General features: G+C 68.9%; 16 protein-coding genes and 1 pseudogene. 11 read left to right on the top strand and 6 right to left on the bottom strand.

Features of this window, described 5'->3' with window-relative positions; all coding sequences use genetic code 11:
* Window positions 1-852: 852 nt before the first annotated feature.
* The 6 genes from JKV81_RS12295 to JKV81_RS12270 all read left to right on the top strand — a co-directional run bounded on the left by JKV81_RS12295 (window position 853) and on the right by JKV81_RS12270 (window position 6,501).
* Window positions 853-1,953 carry an NAD(P)/FAD-dependent oxidoreductase gene (locus tag JKV81_RS12295; RefSeq protein ID WP_129260083.1) on the top strand — a complete coding sequence of 367 codons (1,101 nt, stop codon included), beginning with the start codon at window positions 853-855 and terminating at the stop codon, window positions 1,951-1,953.
* Between the two features lie 135 nt (window positions 1,954-2,088).
* Window positions 2,089-2,922: an aldo/keto reductase gene (locus JKV81_RS12290; protein WP_129260084.1), complete on the top strand. Its 834-nt coding sequence runs from the start codon at window positions 2,089-2,091 to the stop codon at window positions 2,920-2,922.
* A gap of 58 nt (window positions 2,923-2,980) precedes the next feature.
* Complete coding sequence (locus JKV81_RS36805) at window positions 2,981-3,400, top strand: Tn3 family transposase (RefSeq protein WP_129260085.1); 420 nt, start codon at window positions 2,981-2,983, stop codon at window positions 3,398-3,400.
* 710 nt (window positions 3,401-4,110) lie between these two features.
* A complete protein-coding gene (locus JKV81_RS12280; RefSeq protein ID WP_307820527.1) occupies window positions 4,111-5,430 on the top strand; it encodes an alcohol dehydrogenase catalytic domain-containing protein in 1,320 nt (439 codons plus the stop codon).
* 48 nt (window positions 5,431-5,478) lie between these two features.
* Window positions 5,479-5,889, top strand: coding sequence for a GlcG/HbpS family heme-binding protein (locus JKV81_RS12275; RefSeq protein WP_129260086.1), 411 nt, complete (start codon window positions 5,479-5,481; stop codon window positions 5,887-5,889).
* 303 nt (window positions 5,890-6,192) lie between these two features.
* Window positions 6,193-6,501, top strand: a complete 309-nt coding sequence (locus tag JKV81_RS12270) for a putative quinol monooxygenase (protein WP_007389165.1) — start codon at window positions 6,193-6,195, stop codon at window positions 6,499-6,501.
* A 327-nt stretch (window positions 6,502-6,828) separates the two neighbouring features.
* Here the strand turns inward: JKV81_RS12270 and JKV81_RS36225 are convergent.
* Window positions 6,829-6,983: pseudogene (locus JKV81_RS36225) on the bottom strand (transposase); the annotation flags it as partial.
* A 572-nt stretch (window positions 6,984-7,555) separates the two neighbouring features.
* Between JKV81_RS36225 and JKV81_RS12260 the strand changes: the two are divergent.
* Together JKV81_RS12260 and JKV81_RS12255 are read left to right on the top strand one after the other, a co-directional pair.
* Window positions 7,556-8,113, top strand: coding sequence for a type 1 glutamine amidotransferase domain-containing protein (locus JKV81_RS12260; RefSeq protein ID WP_129260087.1), 558 nt, complete (start codon window positions 7,556-7,558; stop codon window positions 8,111-8,113).
* Between the two features lie 189 nt (window positions 8,114-8,302).
* Entirely contained in the window at window positions 8,303-9,496 is a 1,194-nt protein-coding gene (locus tag JKV81_RS12255) for an alcohol dehydrogenase catalytic domain-containing protein (protein ID WP_202075840.1), read from the top strand.
* Between the two features lie 707 nt (window positions 9,497-10,203).
* On the opposite strand, the gene JKV81_RS12250 is transcribed toward JKV81_RS12255, so the two are convergent.
* The 4 genes from JKV81_RS12250 to JKV81_RS12235 form a co-directional block, all read right to left on the bottom strand.
* Complete coding sequence (locus tag JKV81_RS12250; RefSeq protein WP_307820526.1) at window positions 10,204-11,049, bottom strand: IS5 family transposase; 846 nt, start codon at window positions 11,047-11,049, stop codon at window positions 10,204-10,206.
* Between the two features lie 64 nt (window positions 11,050-11,113).
* Window positions 11,114-11,533 (bottom strand): RacP protein, encoded by a 420-nt coding sequence (locus tag JKV81_RS12245; protein ID WP_202075835.1) that lies wholly within the window; start codon window positions 11,531-11,533, stop codon window positions 11,114-11,116.
* Window positions 11,534-11,535: 2 nt separating this feature from the next.
* A complete protein-coding gene (locus JKV81_RS12240) occupies window positions 11,536-12,537 on the bottom strand; it encodes a DUF6192 family protein (protein WP_202075834.1) in 1,002 nt (333 codons plus the stop codon).
* A gap of 609 nt (window positions 12,538-13,146) precedes the next feature.
* Complete coding sequence (locus JKV81_RS12235) at window positions 13,147-13,971, bottom strand: aldo/keto reductase (RefSeq protein ID WP_202075832.1); 825 nt, start codon at window positions 13,969-13,971, stop codon at window positions 13,147-13,149.
* 279 nt (window positions 13,972-14,250) lie between these two features.
* On the opposite strand from JKV81_RS12235, the gene JKV81_RS12230 reads away from it, so the two are divergent.
* Complete coding sequence (locus JKV81_RS12230; protein WP_129260093.1) at window positions 14,251-15,552, top strand: alpha/beta fold hydrolase; 1,302 nt, start codon at window positions 14,251-14,253, stop codon at window positions 15,550-15,552.
* A 36-nt stretch (window positions 15,553-15,588) separates the two neighbouring features.
* On the opposite strand, the gene JKV81_RS12225 is transcribed toward JKV81_RS12230, so the two are convergent.
* Window positions 15,589-16,161 carry a rhodanese-like domain-containing protein gene (locus JKV81_RS12225; protein WP_129260094.1) on the bottom strand — a complete coding sequence of 191 codons (573 nt, stop codon included), beginning with the start codon at window positions 16,159-16,161 and terminating at the stop codon, window positions 15,589-15,591.
* 213 nt (window positions 16,162-16,374) lie between these two features.
* On the opposite strand from JKV81_RS12225, the gene JKV81_RS12220 reads away from it, so the two are divergent.
* Together JKV81_RS12220 and JKV81_RS12215 are read left to right on the top strand one after the other, a co-directional pair.
* Window positions 16,375-17,106, top strand: coding sequence for a PIG-L deacetylase family protein (locus tag JKV81_RS12220; protein WP_129260095.1), 732 nt, complete (start codon window positions 16,375-16,377; stop codon window positions 17,104-17,106).
* A gap of 71 nt (window positions 17,107-17,177) precedes the next feature.
* Window positions 17,178-17,777 carry a helix-turn-helix domain-containing protein gene (locus tag JKV81_RS12215; protein WP_124279341.1) on the top strand — a complete coding sequence of 200 codons (600 nt, stop codon included), beginning with the start codon at window positions 17,178-17,180 and terminating at the stop codon, window positions 17,775-17,777.
* Window positions 17,778-17,811: the final 34 nt, after the last annotated feature.

The following is a 17,811-nucleotide window of genomic DNA, read 5'->3' as shown; positions in this document are numbered from 1 at the left end:
AGCACCTTAAACCGCATCAAAAGAGGCGTAAACACCCTCTGAGAAGTTGTTTTCGATCTCGGAGCGTCTGAGGTGTGACTGAGCGCGATAGCTGGCCCTTGATCGCGCCAGCTGGCCGCAGAGCGCGCGATGGCCCGCTTGACGTCGTCCTGAGTGATCTGACGAGGCGCAGGCCGGGAGTGGGCGACTTGGCACCTGGCCGCCCCGGGCCTCGTGGGGCTCGGCATGTCACGCCCACCCTGGACCGGACCAGGCCACCGAGGCCGCACTTGTCCTGCCGGTAGCCCTGAACTCTGTCGTTTCCCCGTCCTGATGTACGACTTCGCCTGGCCGGTGACTGGCGTGCACAGACCTCCCCCTCGCGCACGCTACGGGCTGGCCAGAGCACGGGGAACGACACGATGAGCCTGGACTCTGATGTGCAGGATGTCCTGGCTGCGGAAGCTGCCAGGCTGATCATGATGCAAGGTCATTCCGCACCCATCGCTCCGATTGCCGTCACCACGTCCGGCGGGTCGACATCTCGGCCGAGCGAAACCCCTGCTGCCCGCTGGTCTGGACAGCGACGGAATCGCCAGCCGGCCGATGTACTGCTCAGACCCCTCCTGCCGTGCCTTGACCGGACGTCCGACCCGCGGCTCTCCGCCGGTGGGTCACGATCGTTCTCCGAGGTGACCGGTTGACATATTTCGTACCGGTGTGAGGCTGGAGGAGGCAGGGTTGCGCCGCCAAATCACGTAGAACTGGCAATGCTCATGGGGTCCAGTCACCCACCCGTTCGCGGCGGCGACAGATGAACTTAGTCCCTGGCCCGCAGGGGGACAGCTCCGGGACGCGAAGTGAGGCGATCGAATGGACCGGGTTCCCGAGGTGGCCGTGGTCGGGGCCGGCATCGTCGGACTCTGCACCGCCTACGCACTGGCCGAACGCGGAACGGCGGTGCGGGTCTACGAGAGCGGCGTTCCAGGCCACGGGCAATCCGGTGGCCAGTCCCGCATATTCCGCCACGCGCACGACGACGCCCGCCTGGTGGAATTCACCCGGGAGGCCCGCGCCGTTTGGGACGAGTGGGCCGACCGGTTGGGCGCAGAGCTGGTCTCCCGGGACGGAGTGGTCGCACTGGGCAGTACCGTTCCTGGGAGACTGCGCATTCTGCAGGATGCCGGCGGCATACCGGCCCGCACCGTGGACAGCGCCGAGCTTCACGCGCGCATGCCGCTGCTCGCCGACTACCGCGGTCCCGCGATGCTCGATGAGGGCGGCGGTGCCATCCGCACCCGTGCCGCGGTCGAGCGGCTGGCCGATGCGCTGGGTGACTCGCTGGTCACCGATGAAGTCATCTCGCTGTATCCGACGGGCCGCGGCATGGTAGAGGTGGTCAGTAGCGTCGGCCGCGAAGAGTACGCGACGGCCGTGGTGTGCGCGGGCGTGGGCACCGCGCGGCTGGCACGCAACGTGGGGCTTTCGCTGCCGGTACAGCCGGCAGCCCACGTCCGCCTCACCTTCCAGGTCAGGGGAGCGCCCCCGGAACGGGTCGCCTGCCTACAGGACAGCAGCGGCGACTTCGGGGAGGTCGGTGTCTACGCAGCCCCCTATCCGGGCAACAGCCGGTATGCGGTGGGCCTCAGCCAAACGGTCGAGGTGCGCGAGGACGGCAGCTTCGCGGACGCCGAAGCCTTGACGGCACTCAGTGACCGCGCCCGCGCGTACGTCTCCCGCGCAATGCCCGGCCTTGACCTCGAGCCCGTCGAGCGCCTCAACTGCTGGGTGACAAGCCTGCCGTGGAGTGAGGACGGCATGGCGGTCTGGGAAGCCGACAGAATCTTCTTCGCCGCCGGACACAACTTGTTCAAACAGGCACCCCGACTGGGACGGGCACTGGCCGGCGCGGCCACGGACGGAGAACTCGAGGAGAACCTGCGGCCGGCGGCAGCACTTGGCCAGCCCCGCTGAAAGCCCCAGCAGTCGGCGCATTGTGCTCCGACGACGTTGGTAGCTACGTCGGTGATCGCGGTGCCATCCGATGCGCGATCGTGGTGCTGTTGGCGGTTAGCAGTCTTTGGCTACCGTTACATCCAGGAGGAAGCCATGGCGGATCCGAGGACGGTCGTCCTTCCTTGCGGGGTTGCGGTCACGGTGCTCGGTCAGGGCACCTGGGGGATGGGGGAGGATGCCGGGCGCCGCGCGGCCGAGGTATCGGCCCTGCGCGCCGGGCTGGACCTGGGGATGACCCTCGTCGACACCGCGGAGATGTACGGGGACGGCGCGGCGGAGGAAGTGGTGGCCGAGGCGGTGCGCGGACGGCGGGACGAGGTTTTCCTGGTCAGCAAGGTCCTCCCCTCCCATGCGGACGCCGGTGGAGTGGCCGAGGCATGCCGGGGGACCCTGCGTCGTCTGCGCACGGACCGGATCGATCTGTACCTGCTGCACTGGCGTGGAGCCGTGCCGCTGGAGGAGACGGTCGAGGCGTTCGAGTCACTGGTGCGGGAGGGTGCCATCCGCTCCTGGGGTGTGAGCAACCTGGACGTGGATGATCTCGCGGATCTGCCGCCCGGAGCCGGGCCGCAGACCGACCAGGTGCTGTACAACCTCAGCCGTCGAGGGCCTGAGTACAGTCTGCTGCCCAGGTGCCGTGAACTGTCGATCCCCGTCATGGCGTACTCGCCGGTCGAGCAGGGCCGACTGCTCGGCCACCCGGCGTTGCGGGACGTGGCAGCTGCCCACGGTGCGACGCCCGCGCAGATCGCCCTGGCCTGGGTCCTGCGGCACGAGGACGTCATCGCGATCCCGAAGGCGTCTTCCCGCGCGCACGTCGAGGAGAACAGAACAGCTCTGGAGGTGGACCTGACCGCCGAGGACCTCGCGACGCTGGACCGGGCGTTTCCGCCGCCGGAGAGCAAACGGCCGCTGGAGATGCTGTGACACCCCTGCAGCGTGCCCGACCGGGCTCCGCCCGGAGCCGGGTGGCCCGACCTCACCGGTGGCGGCGGAGGCCGTCGTACTGTTCCTGCAAAACGCGGACATTTCCCACAACGCCCTGGTCCTCGCCGAGACCGTCCGCCAGCTGCTGGAGGAGGGCTGGACGATCGAGCCGAAGGATCTGACGCGCGTCTGGCCGTACCTGACCGAGCACATCAATCGGTTCGGTGAGTACTCCACACATGAGCTCGGTATCCAGCCCGAGGTGTCCGACCGAAGCTGGACGTGGACTGCACTCCGCTGCGAGAGCAGGACCTCACGGCGGCCGGCTTCGGTCAGACCGCCTGACTGGCCGGGGCCGCGTCGTCGCCAAGGCCACCCAAGGATCGTGATGACCTGGGACGAGCGCCTGGGCATCATCTCCAACCCGAACACCCACAGAACTTGGTCAAGTCCTGTTCGGGGTCGGCGCGGCCGTTAGAGCGGAGTCCGGAGAGTCGCCGCCTGGTCCACGAATCGGACGCTGGTCACCCGCGGACTGCGTTTGCACGTGAGGCGAAGCCAGGTGACGGTGGAGACAGCTCGAACACTTTCACGGCGGCGAGCCACTTCGCCCCGGAGAGGAGCACGCGATGAACGGCAAGGCACTGACGTTGAGCGGCCTGGCTGTGGGCGGCGGGGCAGCGGTGATGATCCGCCGGTGGAAGGGTGAGTCGAGCGGGGCCGCCAGCGGGCACAGCGATCGCTGGCACACGGTAACGATCAACCGTCCGCCGGACGAAGTCTCTGCGAACGGACGGCTCCCCGAGCCGCTCGCGAAGCTCGGCGACAAGATCGAGGTCCAGGTTCGGCCGGCTCCCGGAGACCGCGGCACCGAGGTCGCAGCCCGCCTGCGCGAACCCCTCCGGACCGGGAGGCGCCGCCGCCCGGCTCAAGGGCCGGGACCCGCGCGGGCCGGTCCGCCGGGCTCTGCGCGATTCCCGGGCGCTACTCGAGACGGGCGAGGTACTCAGCCCCGACAAGCCGCCAACGACCCACCCCGGTCCGGGCGGAAGCTGATCTCTGCCGCCACCGCGCGCACGCGAGGAGGGAAGGCTGTGAGAGCACTCACCTGGAACGGAGTCAACGACCTGACCGTCGAGTGGGTCCCCGACCCCCCAGATCATCAACCGCCAGGACGCCATCGTCAAGGTGCGTCTGAGCTCGGTCTGCGGCTCGGACCTGCACCTGCTCGGCGGCTACATGCCGGCCATGGAACGCGGTGACGTGCTCGGCCACGAGTTCATCGGCGACATCGTCGAGGTGGGCGCCGACGTCCGCAGGCGCTCGGTCGGAGAGCGAGTGGTCGTGTGCTCGTTCTTCGGCTGCGGTCAGTGCTGGTACTGCCAGAACGACCTCTGGTCGCTGTGCGACAACGCCAACACGAACCCGGGCCTCACCGAGCTCACCTACGGCCAACCGCTCGGCGCCTGTTTCGGCTACTCACACGCCCTCGGCGGCAACGCCGGCAGCCACGCCGAGTACATCCCCGTCCCCTACGCCGATCACGGAGCCTTTCCCGTGCCCGAGGAGGTGTCGGACCAAGCCGCGGTGTTCGCCTCGGACGCGGCACCCACCGGCTGGATGGGCGCCGACCTCGGCGGCGTCAAGCCCGGCGACGTGGTCGCGGTCTGGGGCTGCGGCGGCGTCGGCCAGATGGCGGCCCGGGCGGCCATGCTCCTCGGGGCCGAACGAGTGATCGCCATCGACCGCTTCCCCGAGCGCCTCGCCATGACCGCCGAGCACGTCGGCTGCGAGACGATCGACTACACCCAGACCGACGTCGGCGGGGAGCTGCTTGAACGCAGCGGCGGGCGCGGACCCGACGTCTGTATCGAGGCCGTCGGCATGGAAGCGCACACCGACGGACCGGTCAGCCTCTACGACAAGGCAAAGCAGCAACTCCGTCTCGAGTCCGACCGGCCCAGCGCCCTGCGCGAAGCGATCTACCACTGCCGCAAGGGAGGATCGGTCTTCTGCCTCGGCGTCTTCGGCGGCCTGATCGACAAGTTCCCCATGGGCGCGCTCCTGAACAAGGGCCTGACCCTCCGCGGCGCCCAGCAGATGGGACAGAACTACATCCCCATGCTGCTCGAACGCATCGCCACCGGCGAGCTCACCGATGTCCCTCGACGAGGTACCCAAGGGCTACGACATGTTCAAGAACAAGAAGGACGGCTGCGTGCGCGCTGTCCTGCAGCCGTAGGCCACCGCACCCCGGACACAGCTGAGCTCGACAAGTCTCAGCGAGCGCCATCCCACGACCGAAATAACGGTCAAAGGGCACGAATGGACGCGATCCCCAGAGCCGGTGCCGGCAGCTCCGCGTGCTCATCGAGCGGGGGAAGGCCCAAACGTCCTGAATCGTCTCCCACGAACTGCCACGGGATCAGGCCCCCCGAGGGCTACCAGCACGTCGACCAGCGCGACAACGGTTGGACCAAGGTCCTGCTTCACCCCGACGACGGCTGAAGCGCTGGCCCATATCCCCGGAAACGACTTCAAGAAGGAGCGCGCGCCATGACCAGCATCGAAAGCATCTCCCTTCGGGACGCTCGGCGGGTTATCGACGCGGGAGAGAAACGAGCGCAGGAGCTCGGGCAGCCGAGCAACATCGCCGTGGTCGACGCCGGCGGCAACCTCGTCGCCCACGCCCGCATGGACGACGCATGGCTCGGCAGCGTCGACATCTCCATCAACAAGGCCTTCACCGCCCGCGCCTTCGACATCAGCACCGCTGACCTCGCCGCGAACGCCGCTCCCGGGCAGCAGTTCTACGGCATCAGCGGCTCCAACCAGGGCCGCGTGATGATCTTCGCCGGCGGCCTGCCGCTCCACCGCAACGGACAGGTGGTGGGCGCCGTCGGGGTGAGCGGAGGGTCAGGGGACCAAGACCAGAGCGTCGCCCAGGCGGCTGCCGCAGGCTTGTAACCCCCGCGTATCCCGCCCGCGTCGCGAACCGCGCAGGAGAGCACAGGAGTCGTGCGAAAGCCGCGTAGGAGAGCAGAGGAGTCGTCATGACGGGCAAACGCGGGTGTGCCGCCACCTCGGCCGACGTTGATGATGATCTTCGTTTGTGGCATCCCGCTCCCCCACGACGGCCAGGTCCTGGGGCTCGGTAGGAGTGATGGGGGGCAGCGGCGAGCAAGATCAGACGGTCGCCGAGGCGGCCATAGCGGCGTTCTGATGATCGCGGCGACGCGAACCAAGGAAAAGGAAGAGGAGAGACCCAAGATGGCAACACAGGTCAGCAAAGCACTCCTGGTACGCCTCGAAGCACTTCCCGGCAGGGAGGACGACGTCCAGGACTTCTTGAACCAGGGGCTGTCGATCGTCGAGGGGGAGCCCAAGACCGTCAGGTGGTTCGGAATCCAGTTCGGACCCTCGTCGTTCGGAATCTTCGACGCCTTTCCCGACGACGACGGACGCCAGGCGCATCTGTCGGGCGAGGTCGCGCAAGCGCTCGCTGAGAACACGGGTGAGCTCTTCGAGGAGCCCACGATCGAGCAGATCGATGTCCTCGTGGAGAAGCCGCCCGCCTAGAGCAGGTGCTGCCTGCGGGGCGGCGTGGTCAGCCGTAGCTGTCGCGGATAGTTGGTGGAGAACCAGGGCTTGATTGACGTTCTGGTGGGGCGGTGCCGGATGTGGGGAGTCCGACGAGGGCTTCAGGGGTGGGGCGAAGGGCTGGGGGCCGTGCCACTGGAGGAGGACGGTGGTGGCGTCGTCGCAGAGGTGTCCGTGGTGGCTGTGCATGAGGCGGCGCAGAGTCTCGGGGAGGGGCACGCCTTCATCGAGGTGGCCGGTGAGGAAGGCAAGGAAGCGGTCGAGGCCGAATTCCTGGCCGGTTCGGGAGCGGGCTTCAGTGATGCCGTCGACGACGTATCGGATCGCGTCGACGATTTCGCGACGGGAGTGCTTCTCCGGCAGGCCACCGCGAGCCGTGTCGCAGGCCGCCGGCGGCAGCAGCGGTTCGACCAGAGCCCAGTGGCATCAGTGGTATCCGACGGATAGCGAGGATGACGCATGACGGCCGCCCCAGCGATGTGACGGAGGCCGCCCGATCGGCGACGGACGGTCCCCTTGCGGACAAGATCTCCGGGACCGGCTATGAAATCGAGGGTCGCTCGAAAGAGTTGAGCTGGGCGACGATGTGATTGACCCGCTTGTCGTTCGGCTGGACAACGCTCCGAGACCGGATCTGACCTGGTAGGCGGACAGGTCCGTCGCGCGGACGAGCTGGCCGAAGTCCAGCCCGGCCGGGCGGTCTTCGAGGAGCACGAAGCGGACGGTGTCACCGCGGCATCTGGCCGCATCTCCCTTCCTGCCGTGGTCTGTCGTGGGCCGGGCAGGCCGGGTTCCCGGCGCGTCACCGGCCAAGCGAGACAATTTGCACCTTTTGACGTGTCTTGTGAGGGTGGGACAGTGGGAGTGGTGAGGTCGTTCCGTGGGTGACGTGCCCACCAGACATGGGGAGGTGCCAGGCCAACCAGGCTGATCGAGCAGGGCAAGGACCAAGGTCCTCCTCCCCGACGGCAGCTGAGCCGAGGGCACGGACCCGAACCGGTCCTCCGCCGATCACCGGAAGGAACTACGCACCATGACCAACGAACTGCACGGCAGGAAGGTCGCAATCCTGGCCACGGACGGCGTTGAGCGCGTCGAGCTCGAAGAGCCTCTCGGCGCACTGCTGGGCGCTGGAGCGCAGGCTGAACTCCTGTCCCTCCACACCGGCGAGATCAACGCGCGCCAGATGGACATCAACCCGGCCGGAACCTTTACCGTGGACAAGAAGGTCGCCGACGCCCGTGTGGGTGACTACGATGCGCTCCTGCTGCCCGGCGGCACCATGAACCCCGACCAGCTGCGCACCGACCCCGACGCCGTCGCCTTCGTGAGGGAGTTCGTGGAGACCGGCAAGCCCGTTGCCACCATCTGCCACGGACCCTGGACCCTGGCAGAGGCTGGCGTGCTGCACGGTCGCCGCCTCACCTCCTGGCCCAGCATTCGTACTGACCTGCGCAACGCCGGCGCCGAGGTCGTCGACGAGGAGGTCGTGATCGACCGCCAGCTGATCTCCAGCCGCGGCCCGCAGGACCTTCCCGCCTTCTGCAAGGCGATCGTCGAACGCTTCGCCAACGCACCGCAACCCGCCTGATCGGCAGAAGACGCGCTTGACCGGGCGCGTGGCACGCAGCGTTAGTGCGATGGCACGCAAGAGGGTGTGGCGCTGGCCTGCATACCTCGGGTGTAGCCCTACGTTAAGAAACCCGAGGTCGCAAAGTCGCCCAAATGACCGCCGACACTCGCTCGGCCGAGTCACCGTGAATCAGCAGAGGAGATCGTCATGGCAAGCAGCAACCGTGCTGTCACCTTTCAGAACCCGAAAGACATGCGCGTCGAGTCGCTCGACTTCCCGAAGCTTCAGATGCCGAACGGGAAGAAGGCCCCGCACGGAGTCATCCTCAGGATCGTCGCCACCAACATCTGCGGGAGCGACCTGCACATCTACCGCGGGTCCTTCCCGGTGCCCCAGGGCATGGTGATGGGGCACGAGATGACCGGTGAGGTCATCGAGGTCGGCCCCGACGTCGAGTTCCTCAGTGAGGGCGACCTCGTCTCCGTCCCGTTCAACGTCGCCTGCGGCCGATGCCGCAACTGCAGGGCGCGCCGGACCGAAGTCTGCGAGACCACAAACCCCAAGGTGTCCTGCGCAGCGTACGGCTTCAACCTGGGCGACTGGACCGGCGGCCAGGCCGAATACCTGTTCGTCCCCTACGCCGACTTCCAGCTCCTGCGCTTCCCGGACAGGGACCAGGCCATGGCGAAGATCCGTGACCTGGCGCTGCTCTCGGACATCCTGCCCACCGCGTTCCACGGTCTCATGGAGGCCGGCGCCAAACCGGGCTCGACCGTGTACATCGCCGGCGCCGGACCGGTCGGCCGCTGCGGCGCAGCAGCTGCGCGCCTCCTCGGGGCGTCCTGCATCATCGTCGGCGACTACCACAAGGACCGCCTGGAGCTGGTGAAGAAGAACGGCTGCGAGACGATCGACCTGAGCCAGGACGCGGCGCTCACCGACCAGATCGAGGCCATCCTGGGCGAACCCATGGTCGACTGCGCAGTGGACTACGTCGGCACCGAGGCACACGGCATCGGCCGCGAAGCCGAGGACATGGACCCGGCCTACGCCATCAACCAGGTGCTCGACGCCACCCGCGCGGGCGGGGCCACCGGAGTCATCGGCGTCTACGGCGCCGACCCGCTCGCGAAGTCGAAGGCCGAGCAGGAGGGAACGTACCCGATCGACTTCGGCAAGGCGTGGATCAAGTCGCCGCGGATCGCCGCCGGGCAGGCACCGATCATGCACTACAACCGCGAGCTGATGATGGCGATCCTGTGGGACCGCATGCCCTACCTGAGCGCCATGCTCAACACGAAGGTGATCAGCCTCGACGACGCCCCCGACGCCTACGCGACCTTCGACACGGGAGTGTCCGAAAAGTTCATCATCGACCCCCACGGCCTCATTCCCGCCTGAGGCCCGCCCTCATCCGTCCCTGCGAACTCATAAGCGACGGCGTAGTGGGCAGTCCGTCACCCCCGACGACGCGACGGACTGCCCAGGTGCCCCAAGGGGCGGTTAGTACCCGCTGACGCCGTAGGCGCTCAGCGCATCAGCCATCGGTTGGAAGAAGATCGTGCCGCCGCAGCGCAGTCGCCGACCGCGACAGGTGGGCGGGAGGCGTGGGCGGCGCTGTGCCTCGCGCCAGTGCAGGACTCCTGGTAGAAGACGTTGCCGGAGCGGGCGGCCGTTATCTGCCGAGCTGACTGGGGTCCATGCTTTCTTGGACGAGCGCTTCATCGTCGGTCGTCGGTACGGCGGGAGACGCGATTGCGGCTGCTGTATCTCAAGCGCCGCACCGACTGTGTTACTAAACGCCGACTCGTTTCGCTGGCGCCGGTTCTGCCGTACCCCGGTGCCGCAGCGGACCGCGGACGGTGGATGAGCTCGGACACGACGGGCGTGCAAGCACACTGGCCCTCCTCGACCTCATGGCTGACCGCTACCGGCGCTCCGGACCCGAAAAGAGCTTGCGGTCTCTCGGGCCAGCGGCACGTTCACCCGGCCAGCCAAGGCGCAGGCTGCGGACCGTTCTTCCTCCACCCAGATGCCCCTGGCGGTCCTTGATCAGCAGCCTTCGACCTGTACGCGTGGCCCGGCCCGGAGCCGGGCGAATAACCAGTTCAGGCGCCCGTACTGGGCTTGCTGGCCCAGGCGGAGCCCGCCCCGTTGCGGGTCAGACGCTTGGTCATCAGCGTGATCGCCGCCCAGGTGATCAGCGTTTCGGAGTGCTGGACGAGCCGTTCGTAGTCCCTCGCGTGCCGGCGGGCGTTCATCATCCATGCCAGCGAGCGTTCAACGACCCAGCGGCGGGGCAGCAGGACGAACCCGGAGGAGTCCTTCGGGCGGGCAACGGTCTTGATCGTGAGGTTCAGATGCTTCTTCGCCCAGGTAATGAGCTTGCCCGCGTAGGCGCGGTCGGCCCAGACGATGGTGATCTCGGGGTGCATGAGACGGAGACGGAAGAGGACTTCCTTGGCCGCGGCGGAGTCATGCAGATCGGCCGGGGTGACCATGACCAGCAGCGGCAGGCCGCGGGTGTCGACCACGAGATGCCGTTTGCGGCCATTGATCTTTTTGCCTGCATCGTAACCGCGGGAGTTCTTGCCGACGGTCGATGCCGCTTTGACTGACTGCGAGTCGATGATCGTCGCGACGGCTCTGGGGCCTTTGCCCACCTCGCGGCGGATCCGCTGGGTCAGGGCGTCACGGATCTGACCGATGACACCGCGGGCAGCCCAGCGGGCCATGAACCCCCAAACGGTCCTCCAGGGCGGGAAGTCCGCGGGTAGGGCCCTCCACTTGCAGCCGGTGTCCACGACATATCGAATCGAGTCGACGATCTCGCGCCGGGGGTGCTTCTCCGGCCGGCCGCCGCGGGCGGTGTCGCAGGCCGGCAGCGGCAGCAGCGGTTCGATCAGGGCCCACTCGTCATCCGTCATGTCCGACGGATAGCGGCGCTGACGCACTTCCCCTCTCGTCTGTGACCTGCTGCGGGGCCGACCGGCTTCGCCGGTCGGCCCCGTGGATCGGTCAGGCGCTGGCGATGAGGTCGAGGGTGGATTCGATGGAGTTGAGCTGGGCGACGATGTGCCGTACCCACTTGTCGTTCGGGTGGGCGGCGGCGTGCGGGGCGACCGTGCCGGTGATGAACCGCCGGAACTGGGTCAGCTTCTCGCCCACGACCTGCCGCTCGTAGGCTTCGAGCGCGGTCCGCTCCGCTCCGAGCTGGTAGCCGTCGAGACGGTTCCAGATCAGCGGAGGCCAGCCCTTGGACGCGGCCTCGTCCTTCAGCGCGGCCAGGCCGGAGCGGACCTGGTGCGGGGAGAGCGCGCTCGCACGGACCAGCTGGTGAAACTCCAGCCCGGCCGGGCGGGCCTCGAACAGAACGAAGCGGACGGTGTCCGCGTGCCGTCTGGCCGCGTCCCCTTTGCGCCGGGAGGCGCGGGGCACGACTACTCGCCCCGCAGGATCGCCGCGAGCTCGTCGTCCATGTCGACCTTGCCGGTGTCGACCGCCGTTTCGATCCAGTCCAGAGTCGCTTTCACCTTGGCTACGTTCTGGTGGACGATGGTGCGTTCGTCCTCCGACAGTTGGCGGTCGCGCAGGCCGGGGACGGTCCGGCCAGCAGCGGCGACGAACACGTGGAAGGCGGTCACCAGGTCAAGGAACTCCACCGTCCGGTCGATGTTGCGGACTGCCGGGGCGACGGGGTTCGAGCGCTCGAAGTGGTCAAGGGCTTGCCGACTGCGCTCGGCCTGGGCAGAGTTGACCTGGAAGCGGGCGGTGTCATCGCTCATCGCCTTGAACGCGACGTCCGGCCTGCGGAGCAGGCTGGTCGCGGCGGTCGTCGCGACCTGCTCGTCGCGGGTGAATTCCTCCACCACCCGGACCTTGTCCTCCGAGGACACCTTGGCCGCGACCTGGGGACGCTTCAGGAAGTCGGTGGTCACCGCAGCCGCGACCTCGGCGTCCCGGGCCAGCGAGTGGATCGCGGTAACCTTCTCCTGCGGGGTGATGGGCGTCTCGACCTGCTGGCCGACCTGTCGATTGGCGTCGTCCTTGGTCCAGCGGGCCTTTCCCTCCGGGAGCGTCAGGATCGTCGCGAACCGCCTCTCCTCGTCCTCGATACTCGCCAGCGACCGGTGGACCGTGTAGGACGCGAGCTCGGGACGGCGTCGTTCCTTCGGCCACCGCGACGCCACCCACCTGGCCGTCTTCACCGTGGAGAACCTCAGGCCGATGTCCTCGGCCAGGCGCGTCAGCGATTCCTCGACCGTGTACTCGCTGTCCCTGGTTTCGCCGCCCCGCTGCCGCATCGGTTCGACCTCCAGGGCCCGGTCCCCGATCGTGAACTGGCCGCGGGTCTGCTGTTCGACGACGTCCCGCAGCTCGGCCACGATCTGCTCGTAGCGAGACTGGCTGACGGCGCCGATGGTCTCGTTCTCCTCGGACATGGCTTTCACCATCCAAGTGCGCTCCCAGGCGTGGCACTTCGGGCCGTGACAGGACAGGGACCGCATCTGTTTCCGAGAGTCAGACCGTAAATACGAAGATCGCAAGGAATGACCGCAATTGACCGTTCCGTGAATGAAACTGGTCCAAGGATGCGTTCGCTCAGTGGTCACTGTGCACGATCCGCGTACGGATCCTTCCGCTTCCGCCAGGCCCCCACGACGCAGCGCCGCGAGCAGAACCGGGCGTCCGAACGACGGTCGACACCCGCCACCCAGCGGGCCCCGCACTCGGGGCACTCGACCAGGCCGACCTTGTCCCGGACAGCTGCCAACCGCTTCCGCAGCCGCTGTTCCTTGCGCCACTGCCTGGAACGACAGACCGACGAGCAGAACACCGCCTCGGGCCGGGCGTCCGGCCTCAGCCGTTCACCACAAGCCGGACAGTCCCTCACTCTGGCCCTCTCGGCACCCTCAGACACCGGTCCAGGCTAGGGGGCAAATCTACCCAGAACCTTGGATCGGAAACAGTTACTGACACACGACCGGGCAGACGCGGGGCGCCTGCCCGGTCCTGTCGGTCTCGGCCCTGGAGCGGGCCGCCGGCTCAGGTCAGTTGAGGGTGTCGGGGTCCGGGCCCGTCCGCATGCCACGGTCCAGGCCTGCGATCGCGTCCATGTCGGCGGCCGACAGCTCGAAGTCGAAGACGTCGATGTTCTGCCGGATCCGTGCGGGGGTGACCGACTTGGGGATCACGACGTTGCCGAGCTGGAGGTGCCAGCGCAGGACGGCCTGCGCGGGCGTCTTCCCGTGGCGTTCGGCGACCGCCACGATCGCCTCCTCGTTCAGCAGCGCGCCCTGTGCCAGCGGGCTCCAGGCCTCGGTGGCGATGCCGTACTCCGCGTGCACGGCCCGCAGCTCGCTCTGCTGGAGCCCGGGGTGCAGCTCGATCTGGTTGACGGCGGGGACCAGCGAGCTCTCCTCCATCAGGCGGCGCAGATGCGCGGGCTGGAAGTTGGAGACACCGGCGGCCTGGATCCGGCCGTCGGCCAGCAGCTTCTCCAGGGCGCGCCACGTGTCGGTGTAGAGGTCGCGTGCCGGGGTGGGCCAGTGGATGAGGTAGAGGTCCACGTGGTCGAGGCCGAGCTTGGCCAGGCTCGTGTCGAAGGCGGCGAGCGTGGCGTCGTATCCCTGGTCAGCGTTCCAGAGCTTCGTCGTGATGAACAGTTCGTCGCGGGCGAGTCCGGACTCGGCCAGCGCGCGGCCCACGCCCGCCTCGTTGCCGTAGACGGCGGCGGTGTCGATGGAGCGGTAGCCCGCCTCCAGCGCGGAAGCGACCGCGGCGGTCGTCTCGTCGTCGGGGACCTGGAAGACACCGAAGCCGAGCTGCGGAATCGTGACGCCGTTGTTGAGCGTGACGGTGGGGACCGTGGACATGGTGGAGCCTTTCCTACTCGGACCAAGCCGATCGGCGTGCGATGGTTACTGGCGTAGACAATAGTTGCACACGCGGGTTAATGGCAAACGCCGATAAGTCGCGCCGCCTGTGTGTCCGGCCGGGCCGGCTCCGGCGTGACGGTCAACCCTCACCCTCGACCGTAGGGTGAGGGAACGCGTTCGGGTGGGGGTGCCGGAGAAGGCCGCGCATGGGCCGCGACCGGCCCGAACACGGCGATGTGCTGAACTGTCCGCGAAGCACCGGATACAGGAGTTCACTTGAGCAGCTATCGCCAGCCCGGCATCGTCCTCACCGACCGACGGTTCACGGTCCCCCTCGACCACGACGATCCGGGCGGCGAGTCGATCGAGATCTTCGGCCGTGAGGCCGTGGCGAGCGGGAGGGCCACCGAGCACCTCCCGTGGCTGGTCTACCTGGAGGGCGGCCCCGGCTTCGGCGCCCGCCGCTTCGTGGGCACGGAGGCCTGGCTGGGACGGGCGGTGCGGGAGTTCCGTGTGCTGCTCCTGGACCAGCGCGGCACCGGGCTGTCCACCCCTGCCAACCGGCAGACGCTGCCGTTGCGCGGCGGCGCCCGCGAGCAGGCCGACTACCTTGCCCACTTCCGGTCCGACAGCATCGTCCGCGACTGCGAACTGATCCGCCCCCGGCTCACCGGCGGCGCGCCCTGGACGGTCCTGGGGCAGTCCTTCGGCGGCTTCTGCGCCGTCCACTACCTCTCGGCCGCCCCGGAGGGCCTCGAAGCCGTCCTGATCACCGGCGGTCTGCCCTCACTCGACGCGCACGCCGACGACGTCTACCGGGCCGCCTACCCGCGGATCGAGCGGAAGGTGGCCGCCCACTACGCCCGCTACCCCCAGGACGTCGCCCGTGCCCGCGCCATCGCCGCACACCTCGCCGAGCACCGCCCGGACAGCGCCGGGCACACGCTGACACCCGAGGGATTCCAGTCCCTCGGCATCATGCTGGGCTCCGGCAACGGCAGCCACCAGTTGCACTACCTCCTGGAGAACGCGTTCGTCGAGGGCCCGCACGGCGCCGAGCTGTCCGACGCCTTCCAGGAGGCCATGCGCACCGCCACCTCGTTTGCCGGCCACCCGCTGTACGCCCTCATGCACGAGCCGATCTACGGCCAGGGCGCACGCCCCACCGACTGGGCCGCCGAACGCGTACGCGCCGACTTCCCGCAGTTCGACGCCGCCGCCGCCCTGGCCGGCGACGGCCCCGTGCTCTTCACCGGCGAGAGCATCCACCCCTGGCACTTCGACGTCGATCCCGCGCTGCGCCCCCTGCGCGAGACGGCGGAGCTGCTCGCCGCCCGCACCGACTGGCCCGTCCTGTACGACACCGAGCGGCTCGCGGCCAACGAGGTGCCGGTGGCGGCCGCCGTCTACCACGACGACATGTACGTCGACACCGGCCACGCGCTGCGCACCGCGTCCTCGATCCGCGGGCTGCGCACATGGGTGACCAGCGAGTACGAGCACGACGGTGTGCGAGCGGGTGGCCCCCACGTGCTGGACCGGCTGCTCGCCCTCGTGCGGGGCGAGAGCGACCGCTAGGTCAGCCCTGGAGGCCCTCCAGCGCCGATCGCTCAGTCAGCCCTGGAGGGCGTCCAGCGTCGCGTCCAGGCCGGCGGCGGACTCCGGCGCGCGGTTGTACGGCAGCTTGGAGAGGGCGGCCGCCATGCCGCAGGTGTTGCTCACCGCGGAGTAGACGAGTCCGGCACCGATGCCGGCCGACAGCCACCTCGCCGCCGGGAAACGCCGGCCCGCCACCAGGCCGGCCACCACCAGCGAACCGGCGGCGAGGCGGACCTGGCGCTCCATCGGCCAGGTCGCCCGGGCACCCACCGGGCGGTCGAGGCCGTGGCCGTCGCCCTCCCAGGCGGAGGTCCCGCCGGTCAGGGTGGCGGCGTCGATGTCGGCGTCGGCGAGGATCTCGCACGCCCTGGTGGACCGCACGCCGGAAGCGCACACCACCAGCAGTGAGCCACGGGCGGAGGCCGACTTCAGTGCGGGCACCGCCTCGGTGAGCCGGTCGAGCGGGATGTTCAGCGCGCCGGGCACGTGTCCGGAGGCGTATTCGCCGGGGGCCCGTACGTCGATGACGGTGAACTCCTCCAGCCGGGCTGCGGCCTCGGTGGGGGAGAGGGAGGCGGGGCTGATCACGAGCGGGGTTTCCTTTCGGTCGCCTGAGCGGGGCGGCCCGGGGTCTGCTCACCCCGGCGCCCCGGAAGGTAATCATACCCCTAGGGGTATTCCTCTCCGGCTCTGCGTACCTGGTCGTACGGCGCGTCCGGCCGGAGCGGCTCCCTGGTCCCTGCCCCGAACCGCTTCCGGAATGCACGGATCCGTCACCCTTCGCTGGATAGCCTGCGAGGTATGACACAGCAGCTGGAACCCATGCCCACGGACTGGCACCGCGCCCTGGCCGTGGTCGCCCACCCCGACGACCTGGAGTACGGCTGCGCCGCCGCCGTGGCCGGCTGGACCGACGAGGGGCATGAGGTCACGTACCTCCTGGCGACCCGCGGGGAGGCCGGGATCGACACCCTCGCCCCCGCCGAGTGCGCACCACTGCGGGAGCGGGAGCAGCGGGAGAGCGCGGCGGCCGTCGGGGTCACGGCCGTGGAGTTCCTGGACCACCGCGACGGCGTCATCGAGTACGGCACGGCTCTGCGCCGCGACATCGCCGCGGCGACCCGCCGCCACCGGCCCGAGCTGGTCATCACCCTGAACCACCGGGACACCTGGGGCGGCGTCGCCTGGAACACCCCGGACCACCGCGCCGTCGGCCGGGCCACCCTGGACGCCGCGGGCGACGCGGGGAACCGCTGGATCTTCCCCGAGCTGGGTGAGCGGGGCCTCGAACCGTGGGACGGGGTGCGCTGGGTCGCCGTCGCGGGCACCGACCGTCCCACCCACGCGGTCGACGCCACCCCGGGGTTCGAGCGCTCGGTACGGTCGCTGCTGGCCCACCGCACCTACATCGAGGTGCTGACGGACGAGGACCCGGAGGCGTACTGCCGTACGTTCCTCTCCGGCACCACCGAGGCGGCCGCCGAGCGCTTCGGCGGCCGCCCTGCCGTCACCTTCGAGCTCTTCGCCCGCTGAACGGCCGCCGGCGAGCCCACGGCACTCGCCCCCGATTGACAAACAGGGTTGCTGATTCTGCAATGGATCCCATGACGGAACAGAACCACGACGACCCCGACCTCGACGCCGTGCTCACCGGGGTGGGTCCGCGGCTGAGACGGCTGCGCAAGGACCGGGGCGTGACGCTGGCGGGGCTCTCCGAGGCGACCGGAATCTCCGTCTCCACGCTCTCCCGGCTCGAATCCGGCGGCCGGCGCCCCAGCCTGGAGCTGCTGCTCCCCATCGCCCGCGCCCATGAGGTGCCGCTCGACGATCTCGTCGGGGCACCCCCGGTCGGGGACCCGCGGGTCAAGGCGAAACCGATCGTGCACGGCACGAAGACCTCGCTGCCGCTCACCGCCCGGCCGGGAGGCCTCCAGGCGTACAAGGTCATTCAGGAGGCGCCCTGCACCGAGACGCCCGAGCAGCGCACCCACGAGGGATACGAGTGGCTGTACGTGCTCAACGGGCGGCTGCGGCTCAAGCTCGCCGAGCACGACCTGGTGCTGGCGCCCGGTGAGGCCGCCGAGTTCGACACCAGGCTGCCGCACTGGTTCGGCCCCGCCGGTGACGAGCCGGTCGAGTTCATCAGCCTGTTCGGGCCGCAGGGGGAGCGGATGCACGTGCGGGCCAAGCCGAAGCGGTCGTAGACGGGTCCGCGACCGGTCGGCGCGAGGTGTTCCC

The organism is Streptomyces silvae, assembly GCF_016745505.1.
Lineage (GTDB): Bacteria > Actinomycetota > Actinomycetes > Streptomycetales > Streptomycetaceae > Streptomyces > Streptomyces silvae.
Note: the sequence above shows the minus strand (reverse complement) of the source record. Positions and strands in the feature narration are given on the sequence as shown.

Coding starts and splice junctions, on each gene's coding strand:
- JKV81_RS12295 (WP_129260083.1), top strand. CDS start 853: ATGGACCGGGTTCCCGAGGTGGCCGTGGTCGGGGCCGGCATCGTCGGA.
- JKV81_RS12290 (WP_129260084.1), top strand. CDS start 2,089: ATGGCGGATCCGAGGACGGTCGTCCTTCCTTGCGGGGTTGCGGTCACG.
- JKV81_RS12275 (WP_129260086.1), top strand. CDS start 5,479: ATGACCAGCATCGAAAGCATCTCCCTTCGGGACGCTCGGCGGGTTATC.
- JKV81_RS12270 (WP_007389165.1), top strand. CDS start 6,193: ATGGCAACACAGGTCAGCAAAGCACTCCTGGTACGCCTCGAAGCACTT.
- JKV81_RS12260 (WP_129260087.1), top strand. CDS start 7,556: ATGACCAACGAACTGCACGGCAGGAAGGTCGCAATCCTGGCCACGGAC.
- JKV81_RS12255 (WP_202075840.1), top strand. CDS start 8,303: ATGGCAAGCAGCAACCGTGCTGTCACCTTTCAGAACCCGAAAGACATG.
- JKV81_RS12240 (WP_202075834.1), bottom strand. CDS start 12,537: ATGTCCGAGGAGAACGAGACCATCGGCGCCGTCAGCCAGTCTCGCTAC.
- JKV81_RS12235 (WP_202075832.1), bottom strand. CDS start 13,971: ATGTCCACGGTCCCCACCGTCACGCTCAACAACGGCGTCACGATTCCG.
- JKV81_RS12220 (WP_129260095.1), top strand. CDS start 16,375: ATGACACAGCAGCTGGAACCCATGCCCACGGACTGGCACCGCGCCCTG.
- JKV81_RS12215 (WP_124279341.1), top strand. CDS start 17,178: ATGACGGAACAGAACCACGACGACCCCGACCTCGACGCCGTGCTCACC.